Source organism: Pseudomonas sp. A6 (assembly GCF_052367875.1).
Taxonomy (GTDB): domain Bacteria; phylum Pseudomonadota; class Gammaproteobacteria; order Pseudomonadales; family Pseudomonadaceae; genus Pseudomonas; species Pseudomonas citronellolis.
Window position 1 is genome coordinate 4,851,688 of record NZ_CP198970.1, and the last position, 25,174, is coordinate 4,876,861.

At 68.7% G+C, this 25,174-nt stretch carries 21 protein-coding genes; 11 read left to right on the forward strand and 10 right to left on the reverse strand.

Translation table 11 applies throughout. The annotated features are described in order from the left end of the window. Nucleotides 1-231: 231 nt before the first annotated feature. Both ACTWJ5_RS21145 and ACTWJ5_RS21150 read left to right on the forward strand, forming a co-directional pair. The gene (locus ACTWJ5_RS21145; protein ID WP_444436474.1) at nt 232-1,515 is read left to right on the forward strand and encodes a collagen-like triple helix repeat-containing protein; all 1,284 of its coding nucleotides are present in this window, start codon (nt 232-234) and stop codon (nt 1,513-1,515) included. A gap of 79 nt (nt 1,516-1,594) precedes the next feature. Beyond that, a complete protein-coding gene (locus ACTWJ5_RS21150) occupies nt 1,595-3,253 on the forward strand; it encodes a ShlB/FhaC/HecB family hemolysin secretion/activation protein (protein WP_444436475.1) in 1,659 nt (552 codons plus the stop codon). 15 nt (nt 3,254-3,268) lie between these two features. Here the strand turns inward: ACTWJ5_RS21150 and ACTWJ5_RS21155 are convergent, their stop codons facing one another. Continuing rightward, nucleotides 3,269-4,015 carry a spermidine synthase gene (locus tag ACTWJ5_RS21155; protein ID WP_444436476.1) on the reverse strand — a complete coding sequence of 249 codons (747 nt, stop codon included), beginning with the start codon at nt 4,013-4,015 and terminating at the stop codon, nt 3,269-3,271. 220 nt (nt 4,016-4,235) lie between these two features. On the opposite strand from ACTWJ5_RS21155, the gene ACTWJ5_RS21160 reads away from it, so the two are divergent. Then, nucleotides 4,236-5,582, forward strand: coding sequence for a class II 3-deoxy-7-phosphoheptulonate synthase (locus ACTWJ5_RS21160; protein WP_301500768.1), 1,347 nt, complete (start codon nt 4,236-4,238; stop codon nt 5,580-5,582). Between the two features lie 24 nt (nt 5,583-5,606). Here the strand turns inward: ACTWJ5_RS21160 and ACTWJ5_RS21165 are convergent, their stop codons facing one another. Beyond that, entirely contained in the window at nt 5,607-6,083 is a 477-nt protein-coding gene (locus tag ACTWJ5_RS21165; protein ID WP_074981027.1) for a DUF1289 domain-containing protein, read from the reverse strand. A 391-nt stretch (nt 6,084-6,474) separates the two neighbouring features. Here ACTWJ5_RS21165 and acnB point away from each other — a divergent pair, with 391 nt between their 5' ends. The 5 genes from acnB to ACTWJ5_RS21190 all read left to right on the forward strand — a co-directional run bounded on the left by acnB (nt 6,475) and on the right by ACTWJ5_RS21190 (nt 12,751). Next, a complete protein-coding gene (acnB, locus tag ACTWJ5_RS21170) occupies nt 6,475-9,084 on the forward strand; it encodes a bifunctional aconitate hydratase 2/2-methylisocitrate dehydratase (RefSeq protein WP_116423770.1) in 2,610 nt (869 codons plus the stop codon). A gap of 814 nt (nt 9,085-9,898) precedes the next feature. Further along, nucleotides 9,899-10,114, forward strand: coding sequence for a cysteine-rich CWC family protein (locus tag ACTWJ5_RS21175; protein ID WP_116423769.1), 216 nt, complete (start codon nt 9,899-9,901; stop codon nt 10,112-10,114). Next, nucleotides 10,114-10,809, forward strand: a complete 696-nt coding sequence (locus ACTWJ5_RS21180; RefSeq protein WP_444436477.1) for a pseudouridine synthase — start codon at nt 10,114-10,116, stop codon at nt 10,807-10,809. Before ACTWJ5_RS21175 ends, ACTWJ5_RS21180 begins: the two co-directional genes overlap by 1 nt. A gap of 83 nt (nt 10,810-10,892) precedes the next feature. Beyond that, a complete protein-coding gene (locus tag ACTWJ5_RS21185) occupies nt 10,893-11,930 on the forward strand; it encodes a L,D-transpeptidase (RefSeq protein ID WP_116423767.1) in 1,038 nt (345 codons plus the stop codon). An 80-nt stretch (nt 11,931-12,010) separates the two neighbouring features. Continuing rightward, the gene (locus tag ACTWJ5_RS21190; RefSeq protein ID WP_074981035.1) at nt 12,011-12,751 is read left to right on the forward strand and encodes a murein L,D-transpeptidase catalytic domain family protein; all 741 of its coding nucleotides are present in this window, start codon (nt 12,011-12,013) and stop codon (nt 12,749-12,751) included. A 413-nt stretch (nt 12,752-13,164) separates the two neighbouring features. Here the strand turns inward: ACTWJ5_RS21190 and ACTWJ5_RS21195 are convergent, their stop codons facing one another. Genes ACTWJ5_RS21195 through ACTWJ5_RS21210 form a run of 4 tightly spaced genes read right to left on the reverse strand, consistent with a single transcriptional unit; the run spans nt 13,165 to nt 17,956 of the window. Continuing rightward, nucleotides 13,165-14,046: an efflux RND transporter periplasmic adaptor subunit gene (locus ACTWJ5_RS21195; RefSeq protein WP_116423766.1), complete on the reverse strand. Its 882-nt coding sequence runs from the start codon at nt 14,044-14,046 to the stop codon at nt 13,165-13,167. Between the two features lie 14 nt (nt 14,047-14,060). Further along, entirely contained in the window at nt 14,061-14,261 is a 201-nt protein-coding gene (locus tag ACTWJ5_RS21200; protein ID WP_444439631.1) for a DUF1656 domain-containing protein, read from the reverse strand. Between the two features lie 4 nt (nt 14,262-14,265). Continuing rightward, nucleotides 14,266-16,446 (reverse strand): FUSC family protein, encoded by a 2,181-nt coding sequence (locus tag ACTWJ5_RS21205; RefSeq protein WP_249917164.1) that lies wholly within the window; start codon nt 16,444-16,446, stop codon nt 14,266-14,268. Nucleotide 16,447: 1 nt separating this feature from the next. After that, entirely contained in the window at nt 16,448-17,956 is a 1,509-nt protein-coding gene (locus ACTWJ5_RS21210) for an efflux transporter outer membrane subunit (RefSeq protein WP_370310841.1), read from the reverse strand. A 198-nt stretch (nt 17,957-18,154) separates the two neighbouring features. On the opposite strand from ACTWJ5_RS21210, the gene ACTWJ5_RS21215 reads away from it, so the two are divergent. Together ACTWJ5_RS21215 and ACTWJ5_RS21220 are read left to right on the forward strand one after the other, a co-directional pair. Continuing rightward, nucleotides 18,155-19,093 carry a LysR family transcriptional regulator gene (locus ACTWJ5_RS21215; RefSeq protein WP_116423763.1) on the forward strand — a complete coding sequence of 313 codons (939 nt, stop codon included), beginning with the start codon at nt 18,155-18,157 and terminating at the stop codon, nt 19,091-19,093. A 132-nt stretch (nt 19,094-19,225) separates the two neighbouring features. Next, nucleotides 19,226-20,200, forward strand: a complete 975-nt coding sequence (locus ACTWJ5_RS21220; RefSeq protein ID WP_444436478.1) for a 2-hydroxyacid dehydrogenase — start codon at nt 19,226-19,228, stop codon at nt 20,198-20,200. 169 nt (nt 20,201-20,369) lie between these two features. Here the strand turns inward: ACTWJ5_RS21220 and ACTWJ5_RS21225 are convergent, their stop codons facing one another. Further along, nucleotides 20,370-21,269: a DMT family transporter gene (locus tag ACTWJ5_RS21225; RefSeq protein ID WP_444436479.1), complete on the reverse strand. Its 900-nt coding sequence runs from the start codon at nt 21,267-21,269 to the stop codon at nt 20,370-20,372. Nucleotides 21,270-21,406: 137 nt separating this feature from the next. On the opposite strand from ACTWJ5_RS21225, the gene ACTWJ5_RS21230 reads away from it, so the two are divergent. Further along, complete coding sequence (locus ACTWJ5_RS21230; RefSeq protein WP_444436480.1) at nt 21,407-22,282, forward strand: helix-turn-helix domain-containing protein; 876 nt, start codon at nt 21,407-21,409, stop codon at nt 22,280-22,282. A 338-nt stretch (nt 22,283-22,620) separates the two neighbouring features. On the opposite strand, the gene ACTWJ5_RS21235 is transcribed toward ACTWJ5_RS21230, so the two are convergent. From ACTWJ5_RS21235 to ACTWJ5_RS21245, 3 genes are read right to left on the reverse strand one after another with little or no spacing between them, the layout of a single operon-like run. Then, on the reverse strand, nt 22,621-22,944 hold the full coding sequence (locus ACTWJ5_RS21235) for a DUF3325 domain-containing protein (RefSeq protein ID WP_444436481.1): 324 nt from the start codon (nt 22,942-22,944) through the stop codon (nt 22,621-22,623). After that, on the reverse strand, nt 22,944-24,473 hold the full coding sequence (locus ACTWJ5_RS21240; protein ID WP_444436482.1) for a PepSY-associated TM helix domain-containing protein: 1,530 nt from the start codon (nt 24,471-24,473) through the stop codon (nt 22,944-22,946). The genes ACTWJ5_RS21235 and ACTWJ5_RS21240 overlap by 1 nt, the downstream gene beginning before the upstream one ends. Continuing rightward, a complete protein-coding gene (locus tag ACTWJ5_RS21245; protein ID WP_009619068.1) occupies nt 24,470-24,763 on the reverse strand; it encodes a DUF3649 domain-containing protein in 294 nt (97 codons plus the stop codon). The genes ACTWJ5_RS21240 and ACTWJ5_RS21245 overlap by 4 nt, the downstream gene beginning before the upstream one ends. Nucleotides 24,764-25,174 lie beyond the last annotated feature (411 nt).

Here is a 25,174-nt window from a genome sequence, read left to right on the forward strand (position 1 = left end):
TCGCCTTGAAAACACCGGTGAATCGCCAGGGCGAAAACGACCAAACGACTATCTACAAGAGGCAATTTCGCCCTCCCGACAAAGCACGAAGACTGTGCCGGAAATCAGGAGAGGCGCTCTTCCCGCTGGCGGATCGAGGCTTCCCCTGAAACACCAGAGCCCGTCAGGGAGGAGCCCAACAAGATGTCTGGTCCCATTCGTGTATTCGCATTGTCTCTTCTGGTCGTTGCCATGTCGCTGCAAGGGTGCAGCAGCAAGGGCGGCCATCACAGCAGTGTCGCCAGCTCCGGAAACGGTTCCGGCCAGGGCGCCGGCGACGGTGGCTCGGGTAGCGGTGGCGATGGCAGCGGTTCCGGCGGTACTGGCGGCAGCGGTGGCGACGGCGGCAATGGCGGCAACAATGGCGGTGATGGCGGCAACAACGGCGGCACCAGCACCACCAGCACCACCAGCACCACCAGCACCATTCTCAGCAACACCGGCGAAGCGGTCAGCGCCCTGGGCAACACCGTCAATGGCGTCGGCGGCGCGGTCAAGGGCATTGACCTGCCGGTGGTCGGCAGTGGCGTGAGCGAAGGCGCCGGCAACGTCATCCAGGACGTCGGCCAGGGCGTGAACAGCCTGGGCAGCGGTATCACCAACGGCATCGGCCAGCTCGGCAGCAATCCCAATGCCCTGGGCACCACAGTCGCCGGCGCCACCGGCACGGTGAGCAGCGTCGGCAACGCGGTCAGCGACCTGGGCAGCACCGTCGCCGCGGTGGGCGCCAACACCCCGCTGAAACCGGTGACCGCCACCCTGGGCGGCGTGGTCGATGGCGTCGGCGGGCAGATCAGCATGCTCGGCGACTCCCTCAGCGGCGCCGTCACCAGCGGCCCGCTCAGCCCGCTGACCAAGCAGCTCAGCGCCACCACCGCCGGCCTGGTCGGCCAGGTCGAGGGCGTGACCCAGCAGGTCGGCGCCACCACCGGCCTGGGCGCGCCGGTGAACAACCTGGTGACCACGGTCGGCGGCCTGGTGGGCCAGGTCGGCACCCAGCTCGGCAGCGCCACGCCGGTCCTCGCGCCGGTGGGCAGCGTCGTGACCAACGTCGGCGAGGCCGTGAGCGCGACGGGCGGCCTGGTCAACGCACAGGCCGGCAGCAGCCCCAGCAACCCGATCGGCGGGCTGCTCTCGGGCGTCACCGGCGCCCTGGGCGGCGCCACCGGCAGCAGCAACCCGGTCGGCAGCCTGCTCTCCGGCGTTACCGGCACCCTGAGCGGCGCTACCGGTAGCAGCAACCCGGTCGGTGGTCTGCTCTCTGGCGTCACCGGCACCCTGGGCGGCGTCACTGGTGGCAGCAGCCCGGTCAGCGGCCTGCTCTCCGGCGTCACCGGCACCCTGGGTGGCGTCACCAGCAGCGTCGGCAGCAACGGCCTGGCCAGCAACGGCGGCCTGCTCGGCGGCACCCTGGGCACCGTGGGTGGCCTGCTCGGCGGCGTGACCGGCAGCCTGGGCGGCAAGTCCGGAAACTGACGGCAAGCCCGCCAAAGCGAACGGCGAAGGATCGGCAACGGCCCTTCGCCCTTTCATTTAACGGCTTCAGGGAGAAGCCATGCGCAAGCTGACCGTAGTAACGCTGTTGTTAGCCAGCCCCCTCGCCTGGGCCGACCGCCCCATCCAACTGCCCGGTTCCGACATCGAACAGAGCCTGCCCAGGCCCAACCTGCCCGGCGGCGACGTGCGCCCGCAGGCGCCACGGGTCAGCACCCCGGCGGCCGCGCAGCCGCAACAGTTGCTCGAACGGCGCATCCGCCTGCGGCGCATCGAAGTCGCCGGCGGCGGCCACTACCCCATCGCCACCTGGAAGCCCCTGCTGGAGCCGCTGACCCGCCGCGAGATCAAGATCGGCGAACTGGTGGCGGCGGCCAAGGCCATCACCCGGCGCTACCAGGACGACGGCTTCGTCATTTCCTTCGCCTACGTGCCCAACCAGGATTTCCGCGGCGGCGTCGGGCGCATCATGCTGATCGAGGGCCACCTGAGCGAGGTGCGCAGCGCCGGCGACCTGGGCGTGCACCAGGCCCGCGTGGCGCGCTGGATCGAGCGCCTGAAGGCCGAGCGGCCGCTGAGCCGCGCCAGCTTCGAGCGCTTCAGCGTGCTGATGAGCCGGGTTCCCGGCCTGCAGATGGACATGGTCCTCAACCCGCCGACCACCACCGACGGCGGCGCCGTGCTGGAAATGCTCGGCAAGCACGAGATGGTCACCACCGGCGCCGACTTCGACTCGCGCCACGGCAACCCGCGCGGGCTGTTCAACGCCACCCTGGCCTCTCTGCTGGGCCGCGGCGAACAACTGCAGTTCAGCTACCTCTACCCGCCCGGCGACGACAAGGAGCACTACCGCGCCTGGAACTACAGCCAGTTGCTGGGCGACAACGGCCTGCAACTGATGGCCGGCTACAGCCACTACAACGCCAGCCTGGAAGACCGCGTGGTGATCGGCCCGCTGCAGTACGCGCGCAAGCGCGAGAACGAACGGGTCAGCGCCGGCCTGGGCATCCCCGTGCTGCTGCGCCGCAACCTCACCTGGGACGTCAACCTGCGCGCCTACACGGTCGACGACAGCAGCCGCTACGACCTGCTGGCGCCGGCCACGCCCTACAGCGTGAAGCTGCGCAGCAAGTTGCGCGTGGTGGGCATCGACACCCTGGTCCAGCAGTTCGCCGAGAAGCAGGCGCGCGCCGGCAGCCTGGCCGTCTACAAGGGCCTGAACGCCTTCGACGCGCAGAGCACCGCGCCGGCGAAGAAGGACTTCACCCGCGTGCTCGGCTTCGGCGCCCAGCAGAACCAGTTCGGCGAACGCATGCAGGGCGTGGCCAACGTCAGCTTCCAGTGGGCCCACGACAGCCTGCCGGACTCCGAGCAGATCACCTACGGCGGCGCCAACTTCGGCCGCGGCTACCCGGACGACCAGGCCACCGGCGACAAGGGCTGGGGCGCCTCCTACGAGGTGAACTACTCGTTCCTCTGGCAGAACAAGTGGATGAACCAGTTGCAGCCCTACCTGGTGGTGGATGGCGCGCGCACCCACTACAACGCCAACGGCCAGCCCGGCGCCAAGCTCGGTTCCGGCGCCGTCGGGGTGCGCTTCTCCAACCGCAAGCAGTACGTGCTGGGAATGGAAGTGGCCAAGCCGTTCGCCGACCGCGCCATCGACAACGACGAGCGCAGCCCGCGGCTCAACCTGACGCTCAGCTACCAGCTCCCCTGAACGGGCGCCCCGCCGCTACTGCGCGGGGCGCAGCGCGTCGATGTAGACGCCCAGGTCGTAGCCCAGGTCGCCCTGCAGGGCCTTGGCGCGCTTTTTCAGCCCGCGCGGCTCCAGGCTCTGCTCGACGTCGGCGGGCACGAAGACGATCACGTTGCCCTCCGGCACCGGGCATTCCAGGTAGTGGCGGTGGAAGCGCCCGCGCAGCAGGGCCGCGCCCAGCGGCCGGCCGTCGTCGGTGCTCCACTGGTTGATGATCAGCCAGCCGCCGGGGCGCAGCTTGTCGCGGCAGGCGCCGAGGAAGTCCCAGCCCAGGTGCGCCGGCGCCGGCCCGGTGTCGGTGTAGAGGTCGAGGAAGATCAGGTCGGCCGGCTCGCAGTTGCTCAGCTCCTCCACCGCGTCGCCGATGCGCAGCCGCAGGCGCGGCTCGTCCACCAGGCCCAGGTGCTCGCGGGCCAGGCGCGGGATCGCCGGACGCAGCTCGACGGCCTCCGCCTCGTCCAGCGCCAGGTGCTTCAGGCAGGCCTGGGTCAGGCTGCCGGCGCCGAAGCCGAGGAACAGCGCGCGGCGCGGCGCGGGATGGCACAGCGCGCCCAGCAGCATGGCGCGGGAATAGTCGTACTCCAGCCAGGCCGGATCGCCGATGCGCACGCAGCTCTGCTCCACCTCCTCGCCGAACTCCAGGTAGCGGTAGCCGCCCTGCTCCACCACGCGGATCACCCCGTAGGCGTCGCGCTCCTCGGCTATCAGCAGGTCCTCGCTCATGCCCGGCGCCCCCGGCCATGGCGGCGGGCGCCAGCGCGCGGCCGGCGATGCGGAAGGGTATTGGAAGGCAGGCTCTGGTACACGCGGGCTCTCCGCAGGGCAAGGACGGCGACGGCCGCGGGCTCATGGAAAGGCGAAGGATACCAGCCCCGCCGCGCTGAAGGTGGCCCCGCCCGGTGTTACCATGGGCGACTATCCGCCATTGCCCCGCGAGCCCCCGATGAGCCAGACCTGGAGCCCCGACAGCTGGAGAAGCCGCCCCATCCAGCAGCAACCCGTCTACCCCGACGCCGCGCGCCTGCTGCAGGTCGAGCAGAGCCTCGCCAGCTATCCGCCGCTGGTGTTCGCCGGCGAGGCCCGCGAGTTGCGCCGGCAGTTCGCCGAGGTCACCGCCGGGCGCGCCTTCCTGCTGCAGGGCGGCGACTGCGCCGAGAGCTTCGCCGAGTTCTCCGCGGCGAAGATCCGCGACACCTTCAAGGTGCTGCTGCAGATGGCGGTGGTCATGACCTTCGCCGCCGGCTGCCCGGTGGTGAAGGTCGGGCGCATGGCCGGGCAGTTCGCCAAGCCGCGCTCCTCCGGCGAGGAAACCGTGGGCGACCTGACCCTGCCGGCCTACCGCGGCGACATCGTCAACGGCATCGGCTTCGACGAGGCCAACCGCGTGCCGGACCCGCAGCGCCTGCTGCAGGCCTACCACCAGTCCACCGCCACCCTCAACCTGCTGCGCGCCTTCGCCCAGGGCGGCTTCGCCGACCTCCACGAAGTGCACCAGTGGAACCTCGACTTCATCGCCAACTCGGCCCTGGCGGAAAAATACAGCCAGCTCGCCGGGCGCATCGACGAAACCCTCGCCTTCATGCGCGCCTGCGGCCTGGACACGGCCCCGCAACTGCGCGAGGTGAGCTTCTTCACCGCCCACGAGGCGCTGCTGCTGAACTACGAGGAAGCCTTCATCCGCCGCGACAGCCTGACCGGCGGCTGGTACGACTGCTCGGCGCACATGCTCTGGATCGGCGACCGCACCCGCCAGCTGGACGGCGCCCACGTCGAGATGCTGCGCGGGGTGGGCAACCCCATCGGCGTCAAGGTCGGGCCGAGCATGGGCGACGAGGAGCTGCTGCGCCTGATCGACATCCTCAACCCGGACAACGACCCCGGCCGCCTCAACCTGATCGTGCGCATGGGCGCCGACAAGGTCGGCGACGGCCTGCCGCGGCTGATCCGTACCGTGCAGCGCGAAGGCCGCCAGGTGCTGTGGAGCTGCGACCCGATGCACGGCAACACCATCAAGGCCTCCAGCGGCTACAAGACCCGCGACTTCGCGCGCATCCTCGCCGAGGTGCGGCAGTTCTTCGAGGTGCACAAGGCCGAGGGCAGCCACGCCGGCGGCATCCACATCGAGATGACCGGACAGAACGTCACCGAGTGCATCGGCGGCGCGCGGCCGATCACCGAGGCCGGGCTCAGCGACCGCTACCACACCCACTGCGACCCGCGGCTGAACGCCGACCAGTCGCTGGAGCTGGCCTTCCTCATCGCCGAGACGCTGAAGCAGGCGCGGCGCTGAAACCGACGAACGGCGGGTGCTGGTTCAGACCCGCAGGTCCATCCCCTCGCTGAGGAAGCGCGGGGCGATGTAGCGGTCGTAGTGGGCCTCGGAAAGCAGGAAGAACTCGCGGTCGATGGCGTCGCGCAGCTCCGGCAGCGGCCGCTCGCGGAACTCCGGCAGCAGGGCCACGCCGTAGGCATCGAGGTTCTGGATCAGCCGCGAGCCGCGGGCGATCAGCTGGTAGGCCCAGCAGTACGGCGACTGCTCGGGAACGAAGCGGATCTGCCGCTGCTCCAGCTGGGCGCGCAGGCGCGGCGCGTCGAACACCTCCAGCTTGGCCACCATCACCTGCACCAGCAGCACTTCCAGGCGCTTCCACACCGCGCGCTTCTCCTCCTCGCCGTACAGGTTCCAGTTCACCACCTCGTGGTGGAAGCGCTTGCAGCCGCGGCACACGAGGTCGCCGTAGACGGTGGAACAGAGGCCGACACAGGGGGTCTTGATGCGCTGGGAGGACATGGCGGAACGGCTTCGGGACAACGGGGGACGGGCGTCATCTTAGCCCTTTGTCTAGGCAAGATCACCTTCCGCATCGGCGCAATGGCGCTTACTTTCAGCAATGAATTCCAGTAGAATCGGCCCGCCTTTCACAAGGCGCAATGCCCGTTCGAAGCTGTTTTCAAAGCGTCACGAAGCACAGATTCCGGCGGCCTCGCGGCCTGGGCGCCTCCCTCAAGCGCCCAGTCCCCCTCGTCCCAGGCCCTCCGGCGTAAAACTTTGAAAACAGCTTCTGTCTGGAGGCTGCCGGTGCCGTCGTAGGTCCGTGGATTACCGTCCACCATGCCTGACGAATGGATCGGTGAGGTCTCCTGGATACGCGTCCCACGGGACCACTGATGAGGGAAATACTGTGCTTGAAGCCTACCGCAAACACGTAGAAGAGCGTGCCGCCCAGGGTATCGTGCCCCAGCCGCTGAACGCCGAACAGACCGCAGGTCTGGTCGAACTCCTGAAAAACCCGCCGGCCGGCGAAGAAGAATTCCTCCTCGACCTGATCACCAACCGCGTCCCGCCGGGCGTCGACGAAGCCGCCTACGTCAAGGCCGGCTACCTGTCCGCCGTGGTCAAGGGCGAAGCCGCTTCGCCGCTGATCGACCGCAAGCGCGCCCTCGAACTGCTCGGCACCATGCAGGGCGGCTACAACATCGCCACCCTGGTCGAAGCCCTCGACGACGCCGAACTGGCCGAAGTCGCCGCCGCGCAACTGAAGCACACCCTGCTGATGTTCGACGCCTTCCACGACGTTTCCGAACGCGCCAAGAAGGGCAACGCCGCCGCCAAGGCCGTGCTGCAATCCTGGGCCGACGGCGAGTGGTTCCAGGCCCGTCCGGCGCTGGCCGAGAAGATCACCCTGACCGTGTTCAAGGTGCCCGGCGAAACCAACACCGACGACCTGTCCCCGGCCCCCGACGCCTGGTCGCGCCCGGACATCCCGCTGCACGCCCTGGCCATGCTGAAGATGGCCCGCGACGGCATCGAGCCGGTCCAGCCGGGCTCCGTCGGCCCGCTGAAGCAGATCGAAGCGGTCAAGGCCAAGGGCTTCCCGGTCGCCTACGTCGGCGACGTGGTCGGCACCGGCTCCTCGCGTAAATCCGCCACCAACTCGGTGCTGTGGTTCTTCGGCGACGACATCCCCTACGTGCCGAACAAGCGCGCTGGCGGCTTCTGCTTCGGCACCAAGATCGCCCCGATCTTCTACAACACCATGGAAGACGCCGGCGCCCTGCCGATCGAGTTCGACTGCACCAACCTGGCCATGGGCGACGTCATCGACGTGTACCCGTACGAAGGCAAGGTCACCCGCCACGACAGCGGCGAAGTGGTCACCACCTTCGAGCTGAAGACCCCCGTGCTGCTCGACGAAGTCCGCGCCGGCGGCCGTATCCCGCTGATCGTCGGCCGTGGCCTGACCGAGAAGGCGCGCGCCGAACTGGGCCTGGCCCCGTCCGACCTGTTCAAGAAGCCGGAATCCCCCGCCGACACCGGCAAGGGCTTCACCCTGGCGCAGAAGATGGTCGGTCGCGCCTGCGGCCTGCCGGAAGGCAAAGGCGTGCGTCCGGGCACCTACTGCGAACCGAAGATGACCACCGTCGGTTCCCAGGACACCACCGGCCCGATGACCCGCGACGAGCTGAAGGACCTGGCCTGCCTGGGCTTCTCCGCCGACCTGGTGATGCAGTCCTTCTGCCACACCGCGGCCTATCCGAAGCCGATCGACGTCAAGACCCACCACACCCTGCCGGACTTCATCATGACCCGCGGCGGCGTGTCCCTGCGTCCGGGCGACGGCATCATCCACAGCTGGCTGAACCGCATGCTGCTGCCCGACACCGTCGGCACCGGCGGCGACTCGCACACCCGCTTCCCGATCGGCATCAGCTTCCCGGCCGGTTCCGGCCTGGTGGCCTTCGCCGCTGCCACTGGCGTCATGCCGCTGGACATGCCCGAATCGGTACTGGTGCGCTTCAAGGGCAAGCTGCAACCGGGCATCACCCTGCGTGACCTGGTCCATGCCATCCCCTACTACGCCATCCAGGCCGGCCTGCTGACCGTCGAGAAGAAAGGCAAGAAGAACATCTTCTCCGGCCGTATCCTCGAGATCGAAGGCCTGAACGACCTGACCGTCGAGCAAGCCTTCGAGCTGTCCGACGCCTCGGCCGAACGCTCCGCCGCCGGTTGCACCATCAAGCTGCCGGAAGAGGCCATCGCCGAATACCTGAAGTCGAACATCACCCTGCTGCGCTGGATGATCGGCGAAGGCTACGGCGACGCCCGCACCCTGGAGCGCCGCGCGAAAGCGATGGAAGCCTGGCTGGCCAACCCGCAACTGCTGGAAGCCGACAAGGACGCCGAATACGCCGCGGTCATCGAGATCGACCTGGCCGACGTCAAAGAGCCGGTGCTCTGCGCCCCGAACGATCCGGACGACGCCCGCCTGCTGTCCAGCGTGCAAGGCCGCAAGATCGACGAGGTGTTCATCGGTTCGTGCATGACCAACATCGGTCACTTCCGCGCCGCCGGCAAACTGCTGGACAAGGTCAAGGGTGGCATTCCGACCCGTCTGTGGCTGGCCCCGCCGACCAAGATGGACGCCCACCAGCTGACCGAGGAAGGCTACTACGGCATCTACGGCAAGGCTGGCGCGCGCATGGAAATGCCGGGCTGCTCGCTGTGCATGGGTAACCAGGCGCGCGTACAGACCGGTTCCACCGTGGTCTCCACCTCCACCCGTAACTTCCCGAACCGCCTGGGCGATTCCACCGACGTGTTCCTGGCGTCGGCGGAGCTGGCCGCTGTGGCTTCGATCATCGGCAAGCTGCCGACCGTCGAGGAGTACATGGCCTACGCGAAGGACATCGACAGCATGTCTGCCGATATCTACCGCTACCTGAGCTTCGACCAGATCGCCGAGTTCAAGGAAGCTGCTGCGAACGCCAAGATTCCGGTCGTTCAAGCCTAAGCCTTTCGGCGTGAGGAAAGCCCTGGCCGGTACGGTGGGGCTTTCAAAGGAATGCCGTTTCTTCCCCTGGGAGAAACGGCATTTTTCATTTGGGATGGGGGTATGGATTTGCTTGCTTGCGGGGCTTGGTCCCTCGCACCCAACCTCCCCCCCCCGTCATTCCCGCGAACGCGGGAACCCAGAGACGTCTTGTTTGGGTGTAACGCGCCGCACCGAGTCTGCGGAGATTTTTTGTTTCGCCCCCTCGGGCGAGTCCCTTTTGTCAAACGCCACAAAAGGAACCAAAAAGGCTTGCCCCGCATACGGGCCCGACAGAGTCGGGCTACCCTCACGAACTCCCCCGCCACGGAGGCCCGCCCCGAGGGTACGTCCCTGTAGCCCGCGGGGCTCTCGCGACATCCATGTCGCATGACCTCCTGAGCGCGGGTTTCGCTCGGCCTTCTGAAGGGGCACTCCGGTGCGCTCGGCTATTTCTCTGGAAGTCCAAGAGCAAACGCGCTTTTGCTTTTGCTTTTGCTTTTGCTTTTCGTAGGAGCGAGCTTGCTCGCGAACCGCCCGTCACTGGGTTCCCGCATTCGCGGGAATGACGGGGTGGGGCTAGGCGTTCCAGGATGACTCCAAACTCCCCACTCACTCCAAACAGCCCCCTCTCCCGCTTGCGGAAGAGGGTTGGGGAGAGGGCGCTCTTAAACCCAACACCTCCACCCCCAGCAAACCCCACTCACAAACAACCCCGCCCCCAAGCATCCGATTCCCCTTGCACCCCAGCGCCACCCGCTGCACCCTGTGCCCCAGCAAAGCACCGACCCGCACCATGACCGACACGCCCGATCCCACCCGTTGCCCCCTCTGCGGCCAGCGCAACAGCTGCAGCCAGGCCGACCCGGACGCCGACGGGACGCTCTGCTGGTGCTTCCAGACGCGCATCGACCCCGCCGCCCTGGCCCGCGTCCCCTCACACCTGCTCGACCGCGCCTGCCTGTGCCCGCGCTGCGCGCAGAGCCTGCCGCCCGACGACGAATCCGCCTGATGCGCCTGGACCGCTTCCTCACCAACCTGCCCCGCTTCAGCCGCCAGGACGCGCGCCTGCTGCTGGCCGCCGGGCGCCTGAAGGTGGACGGCGCAGTGGTCCGCGACAGCCGCCACGAGGTGCGCGAGTTCAGCCGCGTGGAGCTGGACGGCGAGGTGCTGCAGGCCGGCCGCCCGGCGCGCTACTTCATGCTGCACAAGCCCGCCGGCTGCGTCAGCGCCACCCGCGACGCCGAGCACCGCACCGTGCTCGACCTGCTCGACGAACCGGACAAGCACGAGCTGCACATCAGCGGGCGGCTGGACTTCAACACCACCGGCCTGCTGCTGATCACCAACGACGGCCAGTGGTCGCGGCGCATGACCCTGCCCGGGCGCAAGCTGCCCAAGGTCTACTACGTGGAGACCGAGCAGCCGATCGAGGCGCACTACGCCGAAGTCTTCGCCCGCGGCCTGTACTTCCGCTACGAGGACCTCACCACCCTCCCCGCGCAGCTGGAAATCCTCGCCCCGCGCGCGGCGCGCCTGACCCTCCACGAAGGCCGCTACCACCAGGTCAAGCGCATGTTCGGGAACTTCCAGAACAAGGTCACCCGCCTGCACCGCGAACGCATGGGCGGCCTGGCTCTGGACCCGCAGCTGGCGCCGGGCCAGTACCGCGCCCTGAGCGCCGCCGAGCTGGCCGCGCTGGACTGAGGCCTGCCGTCCGGCATCGCGGATTGCAGGGGCGGCTCGGCCCCGACTAAGCTGCGAGGACGCCCGCGCCTCGAAGGAATACGATGAAGATCCTGTCTTTCGTCCTGCTGCTGTTCAGCCTGGTCGTCCTCCCCGCCGAGGCCAACTCCGGCCACGCCTCGCCGCTCAACGACCTGCAGGCGGCGCTGAAGAAGCTCAAGCCCGGGCAGTTCCTCTGGTACCCGGAGATTTCCCCGCAGGGCCCGGTCACGGTGGTGGTCAGCCTCACCGAACAGCGCGCCTACGTGTACCGCAACGGCATCGCCATCGGCGTGGCCACGGTCAGCACCGGCAAGCGCGGCAAGGAAACCCCCACGGGCGTGTTCACCATCCTGCAGAAGAAGGTGGAGTACCACTCCGACCTGTACGACAGCGCGCCCATGCCCTACATGCAGCGCCTGACCTGGGACGGCATCGCCCTGCACGCCGGCAACCTGCCCGGCTACCCCGCCTCCCACGGCTGCATCCGCCTGCCCATGGCCTTCGCCAAGAAGCTCTACGAGGTCACCGGCTTCAGCAACACCACGGTGATCATCTCCGACGCCAAGAGCTCGCCGGTGGAGGTCTACCACCCCGGCCTGCTCGCCCCGCAGGTCAGCGAAGGCAAGGCCAGCGGCCCGGCCAGCCCGGCGGTGGAACCCTACTGGAGCGACCCGGGCGAAACCCTCGGGCCGATCTCGGTGCTGATCAGCCGCGCCGACCGCCGCGCCTACGTGTACCGCGGCGGCACCCAGATCGGCAGCGCCCCGGTGGCCCTCGACAACCCCGGCGCGCGCACCGGCGTGGCGGCCTTCTCGCTGCTGGAGCGGCCCAGCCCCGAACAGTTGGCCAGCCCCAGCCCGAACCTGCGCTGGAGCGCGGTGCAAGTGAGCAACCCGCAGGCCGGCCTGACGCCCGCCGAACAGCTCGGCCAGTTCAGCATGGACGCGCACTTCCTGCACTCGCTGCTGCTGGCCATGGACGTCGGCAGCACCCTGGTCATCACCGACCTGCCGTCCAGCCGCGAGACGCGCAGCAACCCGGACTTCACGGTGATCACCACCAACGACCGACAAGCGGTACCGGCATCGATCAAAAAATAGGCGAGAATCCCACCAATTTCGCGCACTTGCATGCGCAATCAAAAACAGACCTTAGGAAGTGACAAAGGGGGAACGGCGCCATGCCGTCCATATCCACCGTCTGGGGGAAACTCCGGCCGCTGCTCGCCGTGGGCGCGCTCTACGCGCTCGGCAGCAGCCTCGCCCAAGCGGCGCTGCCCAGCGCCGAGGAACTCCACCGCCTGGCCCCGGCCACCAACCTGCAGGCCCTGCGCCTGGCGCTCAGCGCCTACCAGTGCGCCAACGCCGCGCAACTGGGCGGGCGCGACGAGTTGCTGACCGTCATCGACTACTCCAAGGCCTCGCGCGACAAGCGCCTGTGGGTGTTCGACCTGCAGCGGCGCAAGCTGCTGTTCGAGGAGTGGGTGGCCCACGGCAAGAACAGCGGTGACGACCTCGCCACCTCGTTCTCCAACCGCCCCAACAGCTACCAGTCGTCCATCGGCCTGTACCAGACCGGCCAGACCTACCGCGGCAAGCACGGCCGCTCGCTGCGCCTGCTGGGCCTGGAACCGGGCTTCAACGACAACAGCGAAGAACGCGCCATCGTCATGCACGCGGCAGCCTACGCCGATCCCAAGGTGGTCCCCGGCCTCGGCCGCCTGGGCCGCAGCCAGGGCTGCCCGGCGGTGCGCCCGCAGGTGGCGCAGAAGCTGATCGACACCCTGCAGAAAGGCAGCTACGTGTTCGCCTACTACCCGCAGCAGGAATGGCTGAGCAACTCGCAATTCCTCGCCGGCGCCAGCTGCAGCGTGGCCAAGGCGCAGAACCTGGGGCGCGGCGCTACCCTGGCCAAGCGCTGAGCCCGCAACGCGCCGAAACGCTCTTCGTATCTTCGTAGGAGCGAGCTTGCTCGCGAACCGCATGGCACCGCGTTTGTTCGCGAGCAAGCTCGCTCCTACGAGAAGCTGTGCCCGCCCACGCCATTCCATGTAGGAGCGCGCCCTGCGCGCGATATCGCGGGCAGGGCCCGCTCCTACAGGTTGCCGGGAAACACGGTATTCCTCCCCCGTAGGAGCGGACCTTGTCCGCGATAGCCGGAGGTTCCGGCTCGGTTCGCGGATAAGATCCGCTCCTACGCTGCCCCACCTACGCCATTCCATGTAGGAGCGCGCCCTGCGCGCGAATCGCGGGCAGGGCCCGCTCCTACAGGGCCTCCGCCGGGAAAAACGAACGGGGGCCGAAGCCCCTGTTTTTTACCTGACGCGCATTGCGCTCACTGCGCCGTCGCGTCCTGGCTGCCCGGGTTGACGATCACCGTGGTGGTGATGCCCGCCGCCAGCAGCACGCCTTCCGGCACTTCGTCGATGTGGATGCGCACCGGCACGCGCTGGGCCAGGCGCACCCAGTTGAAGGTCGGGTTGACGTCGGCGACCAGTTCGCGGCTTTCCGGGTTGTCGCGGTCGTAGATGGCGCGGGCGATGCTTTCCACGTGGCCCTTCAGGCGCTGGCCGCTCATCAGCTGCAGCTCGGCCGGGTCGCCCACGGCGATGTGCGGCAGCTTGGTTTCCTCGAAGTAGCCGTAGACCCAGTAGGAGTTCTCGTCGACCAGCGCCATCTTCGCCTCGCCGGCGCGGGCGTAGTCGCCACGGTGCACGTTGAGGTTGGTCACGTAGCCATCCACCGAGGCGCGCACCTGGGTGCGCTCCAGGTTCAGCTTGGCGGCGTCCAGCGCGGCCTGGGCCTGCTGGTAGTCGGCCTCGGCGGCGGCGGCGGTGTTGCTGGCGTCGTCCAGGCTCTCGCGGGACACCACTTCGTTGTCCATCGCGGCGCGGCGCTTGGCGTTGAGCTGGCGCATCTTCAGCGTGGCCAGGCGCGAGGCGACCTGGGCCTCGGCCTGCTTCACGGCGATGCGGTAGTGGTCGGGGTCGATCTGCATCAGCAGGTCGCCCTTCTTCACCTGCTGGTTGTCGCGCACCGGCACGTCGACCACCACGCCGGACACGTCCGGGGCGACGTTGATGATGTCGGCGCGCACGCGGCCGTCGCGGGTCCAGGGGGTGTCCATGTAGTTCACCCAGAGGGTGCGGCCGATGAACACGGCGATCACCAGGATGATCAGGGTCGCCAGCAGGCTGAAGACGGATTTCAAGGTCATGGGTAACTGGCTCGTTATCGGTAGACGGTCAGGGACAGGCCGCCGAACAGGCAGGCGAACAGACACACGCGGAACAGCGCCGGGTGCCAGGTGAAGCGGTACAGGCCGATGGAGGCGAAGATGCGGTCGATGCCCCAGCAGATCACCGCCGCGACCACGAAGAGCGCGGTGAGGGTCGGCATGTAGACGCCGTGGAAGGCGATTTCCCGCGGCAGGTCGTCAAGCAGCATGGCTGGCGGTTCCTTGGCTGGCATCACGCAGCGGCGACTGCGGGTCGAGCAGCGTGGTGCGGATGAAGTGCAGGTAGCTGACCACCCGGCGCAGGGGCGAACTCTCGAAGTCCGGCGCGCACGGCTCCTCGGTGGCCTTGGTGGTGAGTATGGCGTGCTCCACGGCGGCCAGGGCGCGCTCGCGGTTGGCCTCGCCCGGCTGCACGAACAGGCGGATCAGCGCGCGGCCCATGCTGCGGATGGCCTGGCGCCAGGGCATGGCCTCGGCGTAGCACGGCTCGTCCGGCAGGCGCGCCTGCTCGTTGCGCAGCTCGATGATGGCGTGGCCCACCTCCAGCACCAGGAACATCCAGCGCAGCAGGCCGCGCTGCACGTCCGGGCGCCGCGCGGCGACGCCGTAGGCCTGGTTCATCAGGTCGCGGGTGCGGCTCTCGAAGGTGGCCTCCAGGCCCGCGCTCTTGCCGCTGATGGCCTCGACCACGCGCATGCGCAGGTCCTTCTCCAGGCGCCGCCACAGCCAGGCGCTGGTGGGCGGCAGCAGCACCGCCACCACCAGCGCTGCGCAGCTCTGCGACAGCACCAGGGCGATGTACTCGTTGAGCATGCGCCCGGCGTCGTAGACGGTCATGTTGGCCGGGATGGCGCCGAAGCTGAAGAACACCAGCAGGCCCAGGCCGTAGCCGCCGTAGGCCGGCTTCACCGAGAGGAAGGCGCCCAGGGCGAACACCGGCGCCAGCGCCACGCACAGCAGCGGGAAGCCATCCAGGTGGGGGAACACGAAGAAGGTCTCGGCGAAGCCCAGGATGGCCGCGAAGAAGGTGCCCACGGCCATCTGCATGGCCAGCTTGGCGGGGTCCGGCACGGCCGAGACCAGCGCCGCCACGGCCGCGGCGTTAAGCACGAAGGTGCTGCCGCTGGGCCAGGCGGTCTCGATCCAGAACAGGCCGAACACCAGGATCATGAGGGTGGTGCGCGCCCCGGCGACCAGCGAGCCGACCAGGTTGGCCTTGGGCGAGAAGCCGAACTTCCAGTTCTCCCGCTCGTGGTGGTGGTCGGCCAGGGAGGCGTGGGTCAGGGCGTAGTTGTGCAGGTCGGCCACCAGGCGGTAGAGCAGCTCGGCGGCGGTGTTGAAGTCCAGGCGCTCGCCGACCTCCTCGACCTGTTCGCGCACCGCGGCGCGGGCCTCGCGGATGCGCTGCATCAGGCGCTGGCGGCGCATTTCCAGCTGCTCGGCCAGGGCCGCGGCGTCGCGGTCCAGCAGCGGCTTGCCCTTCCACGGCCCGAGCACTTCGCGCAGCTCGTCCAGGCACGGCTCCAGGGCCTGCAGCACGCGCTCGCCGCCCTGGCTGCGCAGGCGTTCGAGCAACTGGTGCAGGGCGTGGTAGCGGGTGGTCAGGACCATGAACTCGTTGTTCAGGCGCGCCAGGCGGCCGCTGCGCAGGCGCATGTGCGGGTCTTCGAAGCGCGTCGCGCTGCGCAGCGCCTCCAGGCCCACGGCCTGGGACACGAAGTTGACGTTGGCCGCCTCGAAGCGCTGGCGCTGGCCGCCACCGAGGTTGTCGAGGACGAACCAGGCGAAGGCGCCGAAGCGCTGGTACAGGGCGTTGCGCATGGCCGCGGCGGAAGTCTGCGGCAGCACCACGGCGCTGACCACGGTCGAGCAGAGGATGCCCAGGCTGATCTCCAGCACCCGCCACACCGCCGACATGAAGGCGGCTTCCGGGTGCAGGGTGGCCGGCAGGCCGATCAGCGTCGCGGTGTAGCCGGCCAGCACGCAGGCGTAGGAACGGAAGTCGCGGTAGCGCGCGGCGCCGGCGGTGCAGGCGCCGACCCACAGCGCCACCACCAGCAGGAACAGCACCCGCTCCTGGGCGAACACGGCGATCAGCGCCACCATCACCGTCAGCCCGACCAGGGAGCCGAGGATGCGGTAGAAGCTCTTGGCGAACACCTGGCCGCTCTGCGGCTGCATCACGATGAACACGGTGATGGTCGCGGTGCTCGGCTGCGGCAGCTCCAGGCGCATGGCCAGCCACAGGGTGAGCATGGCGGCGGTCAGCACCTTGGCGACGTAGACCCAGGTCACGCCGTCGCTGCGCGCCCACTCGAAGAAGGCGCGGCGCACCTCCTCCAGCGGCGAGCGGGTTTGCAGGGCTTGGCTGCTGGCCATCTCAGCGCTCGCTCAGCGGCCGCACGGAGACGGTCTCGGGGACCATCCTGTGCTCGCCCGGCGCGTCCTTGGGCGCCATCAGGCCGCCACCCAGGGCCACCACCAGGCCGGCGTGGGTTTCCAGGCGCGCGGCCTGCACCTGCTGCAGGGTCAGTTGCTGCTGGAACAGACGGGTCTGGGCGTTGAGCACGTTGAGGTAGTCGGTCAGGCCGCCGCGGTAGGCCTTGGTGGCGATGTCGTAGGTCTTCTGCGCCGAGGCCACCGCCTGCTCGGCGAGGGTCTGCTGCTTCTCCATCGAATGGGTGCGGATCAACTGGTCGGAAACGCCCTTGAGCGCCTGCACCAGGGTCTGGTTGTACTGCGCCACGGCGGCGTCGTAGCCGGCCGACTCCTGGCCCAGCTGGGCGCGGCGGCGGCCGCCGTCGAAGATCGGCAGGGAAATCGCCGGGCCCGCGCTGTAGGTGAACTTGCGCGCGGTGATGAACTCCAGCATGCCGCCACCGACGGCGCTGTAGCCCAGGCTGGCGATCAGGTCGACGTTGGGATAGAACTCGGCGCGGGCCACATCCACGCCCTTGGCCTGGGCGGCGACCTTCCAGCGCATGGCGACCACGTCCGGACGGCGGCCGACCAGCTCCAGCGGCAGCGCGCTGGGCAGCCCCGGCTGCTTCGCCAGGGCCAGCTTCGGCCGTCCCAGCGCGGAGCCGGCGCCTGGGCCCTTGCCGGCCAGGGCGGCGATCTGGTTGCGCGACAGGGCGATGGCTTCCTCGATGGCGTCGATCTTGCGCTTGGTCTCCGGCAGCGGCACCTCGGCCTCGCTGACCTCGAACTGGGTGCCCAGGCCCCCGGCCAGGCGGCGCTGGGCCAGGGAGAGAATCTGTTGCTGCTGTTCGAGCATGGCCTCGGCGATGTCCAGCTCGGCGTACTGCAGCGACATCTGGATGTAGGCGCGGACGAGGTTGCTCTCCAGCTCCAGCTGGGCCATGCGCGCCTCAGCGGCGGTCATGTAGGCCACGTTCATGTAGCGCTCGGTGTTACTGCGCTCGCGGCCCCAGAGGTCGAGGTTGTAGGAGAAGCCCAGGGAAGCGTTGTTGTTCCAGCTGGTGGTGTCGGCCAGGTCGCCCGGGCCGTAGAAATAGTCGGTGGGCCACTTGTGGCGCAGGATGGAGGCGTCGGCGCTGACCTGCGGCGACTCGGCGGACTCGGCCACCCCGGCCATGGACAGCGCCATGCGCACCCGCGCCTCGGCCTCGGAAAGGCTCGGGCTGTTGTCCAGGGCGGTTTGCACCCAGGTGTTCAACTGCGGGTCGCCAAAGGCGCGCCACCACTGCTCGGCCGGCCACTTCGCATCGCGGTTGGCAGACTGGATGGCGGCGTCGGTGGCCAGCTGGTCATTGCCCAGGCGCTGTTCCTGCGGGGCGATGCCATGGGTACTGATGCAACCGGCGATTGTTGAGAAAACGACAAAGGAGCCGACGAACGCCAGTCCTTTCACGAGGTGACGCGACACGGATGAGGGTCCTGGAGGGTGAACTTGCTGTTTAAGCGTAGAGGATGCCGAAGAAACCATTCGGGCGAGTAAATTCTAGGGAGACGCGGCGAAACGGATAAGACGGCCAATTTGTGAATCTTTATTACCGATAATGAAATAATGCGGTCGGATGTCTCATGTGACAATAAGCCACCCTGTCGTTCCCGAGGGCTCCGAATGGACACTCTGCAAACCATGCGCGCGTTCGTCTGCGTGGCCGAGACCGGCAGCTTCACCGCCGCGGCCCAGCAGCTGGGCACCACCACCGCCTACGTCTCGCGCGCCGTGGCCAACCTGGAAACCCACCTGCGCGCGCGCCTGCTCAACCGCACCACCCGGCGCATCGCGCTGACCGAGGCGGGCCAGCGCTACCTGCTGCGCTGCGAGCAGATCCTCGCCTACGTCGAGGAGGCCGAAGCCGAGGCCGGCGACGCCCATGCCCGTCCCGCCGGGCGCCTGCGCGTGCATTCGATGACCGGCATCGGCCAGCACTACGTGATCCGCGCCATCGCCGGCTACCGCCAGCAGCACCCGGAAGTCAGCTTCGAGCTGACCATGGCCAACCGCGTGCCCGACCTGCTCGACGAAGGCTTCGACGTGGCCATCGTGGTCGCCACCGAGCTGCCCGACTCCGGCCTGGTGTCGCAGCGCATCGGCGAGACCTACAGCATCCTCTGCGCCTCGCCCTCCTACATAGAGGCCCGCGGCGCGCCGCGCACCCCCAGCGACCTGGTCAACCACGACTGCATGCGCCTGGTCAGCCCGGTGCTGGCCCTGGACAAGTGGCTGTTCGACGGCCCCAACGGCCAGGAAATGATCACCGTCGGCTCGCCGACCTTCCAGGTCAACGTCGGCGACGCCATGACCGAGGCCATCCGCTGCGGCATGGGCATAGGCGCGCTGCCGGTCTACTCGGCGCTGGAAGGCCTGGAGGACGGCTCGCTGGTGCGCGTGCTGCCGCACCACAAGCTGCAGTTGCTCAACGTCTACGCCCTGTACCCGTCGCGCCAGTACCTGGACGCCAAGATCAAGACCTGGGTCGGCTACCTGCGCGAGAACCTGCCCGGCGTGCTGCAGGCCGACGAGGCCGGCATGGCCCGCCCGCACCTGGCCTAGCCCGCACCCGCGCGGCTTTGGCCGCGCGATAACCGCCCCGCATCCTCGCCGCCTGGGCCGCCGGGCTTGCCAAGGGCGGTGGCGGAGATGCTAGGGTTGCGCTCTCGTCTGTCAGTCGTTGCCTTCCCCACCATGAAAAAGAACGTCTTCGTCTTCAGCCGCCTGGCGCCCGAACACCTCGACCGCCTGCGCGCGCAATTCAACGTCACCGTGCTCGACCCGAAACTGGGTGACGTCGACGCCCAGTTCGCCGCCGCCCTGCCCCAGGCCCACGGCATGATCGGCGTCGGCCGCCCGCTGGGCGAGAAACAGCTGGCCCAGGCCGGGCAGCTGGAAGTCATCTCCAGCGTCTCGGTGGGCTACGACAACTACGACCTGGCCTACCTGAACCAGCGCGGCATCGCCCTGACCAACACCCCGGACGTGCTCACCGAAACCACCGCCGACCTCGGCTTCGCCCTGATCATGGCCGCCGCCCGGCGCACCGCCGAGCTGGACGCCTGGACCAAGGCCGGGCAGTGGAAGCGCACCGTGGACGCGCCGCTGTTCGGCGTCGACGTGCACGGCAAGAAGCTCGGCATCCTCGGCCTGGGCCGCATCGGCGCGGCCATCGCCCGCCGCGGCCGCTTCGGCTTCAACATGGAGGTGCTCTACCACGGCAACAACCGCAAGCCGGAGCTGGAGCAGGAACTGGGCGCGCGCTACTGCGGCTTCGACGAACTGCTTGGCGAGGCCGACTTCGTCTGCGTGGTGGTGCCGCTGTCCGACGCCACCCGCAAGCTGATCGGCAAGCGCGAGCTGGAGCTGATGAAGCCCAGCGCCATCCTGGTCAACATCGCCCGCGGCCAGGTGATCGACGAAGCGGCGCTGGTCGAGGCGCTGCAGGAAAAACGCATCCTCGCCGCCGGCCTGGACGTCTACGAGAAGGAACCCCTGGCCGAATCGCCGCTGTTCGCCCTGCCCAACGCCGTGACCCTGCCGCACATCGGCTCGGCCACCCACGAAACGCGCCTGGCCATGGCCGAATGCGCGCTGGAGAACTTCGAGACGGCGCTGCGCGGCGAGCGGCCGAAGAACCTGGTCAACCCGCAGGTGTGGAAGGGCTGATCGCGGACGAAGTCCGCTCCTACAGGCCACGCCGGGGTGCTCTTCGTAGGAGCGAGCTTGCTCGCGAACGGGCCCCACAGCGGAGTCTGTTCGCGAGCAAGCTCGCTCCTACGAGAAGCCGTGCGCCCCGTCCGCGATTGGATTCACCGCCCCCCTGCACCGACGTAAATCACGCCCGCGCCACCTTCCCCACCGCAACCGGCTTCGGCTTGCGGAACACCAGCACGTTGCCGGCCATCACCAGCGCCAGCCCGGCCAGGGCCGGCGCGCTCCACTGGTAGCCCTCCATGAACGCCGAGACGTTCAGCGCCACCACCGGGAACAGCACGGTGCAGTAGGCCGCGCGCTCCGGCCCCATGCGCCCGACCAGGGTCAGGTAGGCGGTGAAGCCGATCACCGAGCCGGGGATCGCCAGGTACAGCAGCGAACCGACGTAGCGCGCGCTGCCGTCGAAGGTGAAGGGCACACCCTGCACCAGGCAGATCGCCAGCAGGATCAGCGCGCCATAGAGCATGCCCCAGGCGTTGGTGCTCAGCGGCCGCAGCCCGGCCTTCTGCTGCAGGCTGGAGAGCAGGTTGCCGGCGGAGAAGCACAGCGTGCCCAGCAGGGCCAGGCCCAGGCCGTAGAAGGTCTCGCGGCTGGCGGCGTGGCCGGTCAGCTCCGGCCAGAACAGCAGGGCCAGGCCGAGCAGGCCCAGGGCGCCGCCGCCGGCGACGTTGGCGGCGATGCGCTGGCCGAAGAAGATGCGCGCGTTCAGCGCATTCCACAGGGTGGCGGTGGAGAACACCACGGCGATCAGCCCGCTGGGGATCCACTGGCTGGCGGTGTAGAAGCACAGGAAATTCACGCAGAACAGGCACAGGCCCTGGGCCAGGCACAGCGCCTGGCCACGCCGGCCCAGCGGCTGCAGGCGCCGCGACAGCAGCAGGATGGCGAACAGCACCAGCGCCGCCAGGGCGAAGCGGTAGGCGATGGACAGCGGGATGGCGACCTCGCCGACCTGCAGCTTGATGGCGATCCAGGTGGTGCCCCAGATGAGCACCGTGAGCAGGTAGAGCGACAGGTTCATGGCTGGCCTCCGGTCATGGGAGGCCAGTGTCCGCCCGCGGGCGGGGACGCCGCTTGCAGATTCTTGCGCTTATTGCGACAACCGGGCTGGCAACGCGCGCGGGCGCGGGTAGAGTGGAGGCCTGAAGGAGTCGCCCCATGTCCGCCATCGAACAACTGCAGGTCTTCCAGTCCATGAACAGTTCGCCCAACGCCCGCCTGGAGCGTTGCGCCGAGCTGGGCGACGGCCTGTCCGCTGCCATGTGGAGCAACCGCCACGACGCCCGCGACTACCTCAGCCCCGACCACCACACGCTGTCCTGCTACCTGGCCGGCGGCACCGGCACCTTCCGCCGCGGCGCCCCCGGCGCCAAGGGCGCGCCGGACAAGCTGTGCATCATGCCGGCCGGCGAGGAAGCCTCGTGGATCGTCAACGGCGACATCCGCCTGGCGCACCTGTACTTCAGCCCGGAACGCTTCGCCCTGGGCTGTGTGCAACTGCTCGACCGCGAACCGCGCGAGCTGCGGCTGCGTGAGAACACCTTCCTCGACGACCCACTGCAGGCCGCGCGCTTCCGCCAGCTGGTGCAGCTGGACTGGAACGAGCCGGGCGAACGCCTGCACACCAGCAGCCTGGCCCAGGCCATCGTCGACCATGCCCTGCTCACTCAGGTCGGCCGCCGCGACGGCCTGCGCCTGAAGGGCGGCCTGGCCCCTGCCCTGCGCCGGCGGCTGTGCGACTACATCGAGCAGAACCTCGCCGAACCGCTCAGCCTGGGAGAACTGGCGGCACTGGCAGCGCTTTCGGAATACCACTTCGCGCGCATGTTCCGCGAAAGCTTCGGCATGCCGCCGCACCAGTACGTGCTGGCCCGGCGCCTGGCCCGCGCCTGCGAGCTGCTGCGCCAGGGCAGCCTGGCGCTGAGCGAGGTGGCCCTGGCCTGCGGCTTCTCCAGCGCCAGCCACTTCGGCAACCGCTTCCGCGCGGCGCTGGGGGCTACTCCCGGGGAATACCGCGCGGCGTTCAACAGCTGAGCGACGGGGCTTTTTGTAGGAGCGAGGGGGACGCCTAGTTCTTGCTCGCGAATGGAGTATTCCCGGTTGCTCTGGTGTTGGGGTTAAGAGCGCCCTCTCCCTAACCCTCTCCCTGAAGGGAGAGGGGACCGTTGGGCAGAAACGGATGTTCTGAAGTTAGCCGGCAGCATCGAAAGCTACCGGCTGAAACCTGGCCTTCTCTCGGCACGGACAGCCCCCTCTCCCTTCAGGGAGAGGGTTGGGGAGAGGGGACGGAGTTCATCCAAACACCAATGACGCCAGGATAAGCCCCATTCGCGAGCAAGCTCGCTCCTACGAAAAGCCCATCCCCCCAACAATCACCCCAACACCGCCAACACCCCACCCACCAGCGGCACCCCCGCCGCCGCCGGCAGCGTCAGGCGCGGCAGCCAGGCCAGCAGGGCCACCAGGGTGGCGGTGGCGAGCATCAGCAGGCAGGCCCAGTAGACCAGGCCCAGCTCGATGCCCAGCAGGTGGATGCAGTAGGCCAGCGCCAGCCCGCCGTCCACCAGCGCCACGCCGCGCAGCAGGCGCACGCGGCCTTCGCTGGGCGCGCTGCCTAACAGCTCGCGGTGGTGGCGGGCGAGGCCCAGGCAGGCGGCGGTCATCGCCAGCAGGTTGAGACCGAAGACCAGCAGCATCAGGCGTACTCCCCTTCCACGCGCTCACGGCGGCGCGCCTTGGTTGCGGGCGCCGGCGGGCGGCCCAGGCGCCAGGCCAGGGCGGCGCACAGCGCGCCGCTGAGCAGCAATGCCAGGTCGACGCCGGCGAGCATCCAGTCGCCGCGGGCCAGGCTGCTGGTCAGGCGGCCCGGCTCGGGGCCGAACAGCCCCAGCAGCGGCAGGCCCAGGGCCAGCACGGCGGCGACCAGCGCCTGCTCGCGGGCAGTGCGGCCGCTGCCCTGGCGCCATGCCGCGTGCAGCAGCGCCAGCAGCCAGACCACCACGAAAGTGCCGGCTTCCCAGCGCTGGCGCTGGAGCAGTTCCACCGGCAGCAGGCGCGAGGCCGCCAGCAGGCCCAGGCTGGCCAGCGGCAGGCCGCCGCAGACCACGGCGTTGAGCGTGCGCACCAGGCCCAGGCCGCGGCTGCCGCGGGCTTCGCGCTTGGCCACCCAGACCTGCAGGCCGCCGAAGATCATCGCGCAGCCGGCCAGGCCCAGCAGCAGGTAGAGGATGCGCACCAGGGTGCCGCCGAACTGCGCCATGTGCAGCCCGGTCAGCCAGGCGTAGGTCTTGTAGCCGTTGCCGTAGGGCGGCTGCACGTGCAGCAGCGCACCGGTTCCGGCATCGAAGGACACGGTGCGCTGGTCGTTGACCATGCCGCGGTCCACGGCCCGGCGGATCTGCACCATGGAAGAGGCGTCGTTGGGGTGTTCGAGGTTGATCCAGCCCAGCCGGCTGTCGTCGCCCCACAGCTCGTGGGCGCGCTCGACCATGCGCGAGATCGGCTTCGGCGGCTTGGCCGGGCGGCCCAGCTCCTCGCGGTCGAAGGCGTGCTGCACCTCGTGTTCGAAACGCTCGAAATCGCCCTTGTAGGCGACCTTGATGCCGGCCTGCATGTACAGGGTGATGAAGATCACCAGCCCGGTGTAGGCCAGCAGCACGTGGAACGGCAGGCCGACCACTCCCAGCACGTTGTGCGCGTCGAGCCAGGCGCGCTGGCGCGCCGCCTTCGGCCGCAGGATGAAGAAGTCCTTGAAGATGCGCCGGTGGACGATCACCCCGCTGACCATCGCCACCAGCATGAACATCCCGGCCACGCCGACGATGTAGATGCCCAGGGTGCCGGCATGCAGGCCGTAGTGCAGGTCGAAGAAGAAGCGCCCGCCGACGGTCTTGGGCAGTTCCTCGCCGGTCTGGGCGTCGATCAGGAAGGACTGGAACTCACTGAGGTCGCTGGGCACCCAGCCGGCGGTCCAGTACGGCGCGCGCTCGCTCGGCGGCAGCATCCAGTAGGCATGGGCCTTGGGCGCCCGCTCGGCCAGCACGGCATGGACCTGGTCCACACCCACCGTCGGCTGCGCCGCCTCGTGCAGTTGCGGCAACATCCAGCGCGTCAGCTCCGCGTCGAAGCACGACAGGCTGCCGGAGAAGAGCACCACGAACAGCAGCCAGCTGACCAGCAGGCCGCTCCAGGTGTGCAGCCCGGACATCGACTGGCGCAGGCTCATGGGCGCACTCCGAAATCGTGGGGCAGGAACGCGGCCAGGGCCAGCAGCGCGCTCAGCGCCAGCGGCACCAGGCAGGCGCGCCAGGTGCTGCGGGCGGCGAACACGTAGAGGATGGCCACGACCCAGACCATGAAGCAGCCCAGGCTGGCGAAGGCCACGCGGTCGGCGCGGGCCAGCGGCAGGTAGACGCTGAGGAAGGCGGTGCTGGTGTAGGCCAGGGCATAGCCGCCGAACAGCGCGGCCAGGATGCGCGCGCTGAGCTGCGCGCCGAAGCGGCCCTTGCTGCTCATGGGCGTACCTCGGGCTGGAACGGCGGGAATCCGGACGGGTGCATGGCTGTGCTCACCTGCTGACAGAAGTTCACCCCGATCCGGGGTGGGCAAAAGCGGAAATTTATATGAAATGCGTTCGCATTTGAAAGATATACGCAAGAACGGATGTGAATAATCCCGCGCATCTTCCCCACCATCAGGGCATTCCGGGCCGGGTGTAGGGCGAATAACGCTCCGCGTTATCCGCCGTTTGGCCTTGGTCCAAGGTGGCGCCGGGTTTGGCCTTGGCGCGGGCTGCGGCCATGGTGAAACGGCGTATAACCGCGAACGGTTATACGCCCTACGCCACGGTCGAGCTTGGCGTAGGGCGAATAACGCTCCGCGTTATCCGCCGTTTGGCCTTGGTCCAAGGCGGCGCCGGGTTCGATC

What these genes read in the sequence shown, in the direction of transcription:
- ACTWJ5_RS21215 (WP_116423763.1), top strand. Translation starts at nt 18,155, where the DNA reads ATGGACACTCTGCAAACCATGCGCGCGTTCGTCTGCGTGGCCGAGACC.
- ACTWJ5_RS21205 (WP_249917164.1), bottom strand. Translation starts at nt 16,446, where the DNA reads ATGGCCAGCAGCCAAGCCCTGCAAACCCGCTCGCCGCTGGAGGAGGTG.
- ACTWJ5_RS21195 (WP_116423766.1), bottom strand. Translation starts at nt 14,046, where the DNA reads ATGACCTTGAAATCCGTCTTCAGCCTGCTGGCGACCCTGATCATCCTG.
- ACTWJ5_RS21185 (WP_116423767.1), top strand. Translation starts at nt 10,893, where the DNA reads ATGAAGATCCTGTCTTTCGTCCTGCTGCTGTTCAGCCTGGTCGTCCTC.
- ACTWJ5_RS21155 (WP_444436476.1), bottom strand. Translation starts at nt 4,015, where the DNA reads ATGAGCGAGGACCTGCTGATAGCCGAGGAGCGCGACGCCTACGGGGTG.
- ACTWJ5_RS21180 (WP_444436477.1), top strand. Translation starts at nt 10,114, where the DNA reads ATGCGCCTGGACCGCTTCCTCACCAACCTGCCCCGCTTCAGCCGCCAG.
- ACTWJ5_RS21235 (WP_444436481.1), bottom strand. Translation starts at nt 22,944, where the DNA reads ATGCTGCTGGTCTTCGGTCTCAACCTGCTGGCGATGACCGCCGCCTGC.
- ACTWJ5_RS21175 (WP_116423769.1), top strand. Translation starts at nt 9,899, where the DNA reads ATGACCGACACGCCCGATCCCACCCGTTGCCCCCTCTGCGGCCAGCGC.
- ACTWJ5_RS21245 (WP_009619068.1), bottom strand. Translation starts at nt 24,763, where the DNA reads ATGAGCAGCAAGGGCCGCTTCGGCGCGCAGCTCAGCGCGCGCATCCTG.
- ACTWJ5_RS21240 (WP_444436482.1), bottom strand. Translation starts at nt 24,473, where the DNA reads ATGAGCCTGCGCCAGTCGATGTCCGGGCTGCACACCTGGAGCGGCCTG.
- ACTWJ5_RS21230 (WP_444436480.1), top strand. Translation starts at nt 21,407, where the DNA reads ATGTCCGCCATCGAACAACTGCAGGTCTTCCAGTCCATGAACAGTTCG.
- ACTWJ5_RS21190 (WP_074981035.1), top strand. Translation starts at nt 12,011, where the DNA reads ATGCCGTCCATATCCACCGTCTGGGGGAAACTCCGGCCGCTGCTCGCC.
- ACTWJ5_RS21150 (WP_444436475.1), top strand. Translation starts at nt 1,595, where the DNA reads ATGCGCAAGCTGACCGTAGTAACGCTGTTGTTAGCCAGCCCCCTCGCC.
- ACTWJ5_RS21220 (WP_444436478.1), top strand. Translation starts at nt 19,226, where the DNA reads ATGAAAAAGAACGTCTTCGTCTTCAGCCGCCTGGCGCCCGAACACCTC.
- ACTWJ5_RS21160 (WP_301500768.1), top strand. Translation starts at nt 4,236, where the DNA reads ATGAGCCAGACCTGGAGCCCCGACAGCTGGAGAAGCCGCCCCATCCAG.
- ACTWJ5_RS21145 (WP_444436474.1), top strand. Translation starts at nt 232, where the DNA reads ATGTCGCTGCAAGGGTGCAGCAGCAAGGGCGGCCATCACAGCAGTGTC.
- ACTWJ5_RS21225 (WP_444436479.1), bottom strand. Translation starts at nt 21,269, where the DNA reads ATGAACCTGTCGCTCTACCTGCTCACGGTGCTCATCTGGGGCACCACC.
- ACTWJ5_RS21165 (WP_074981027.1), bottom strand. Translation starts at nt 6,083, where the DNA reads ATGTCCTCCCAGCGCATCAAGACCCCCTGTGTCGGCCTCTGTTCCACC.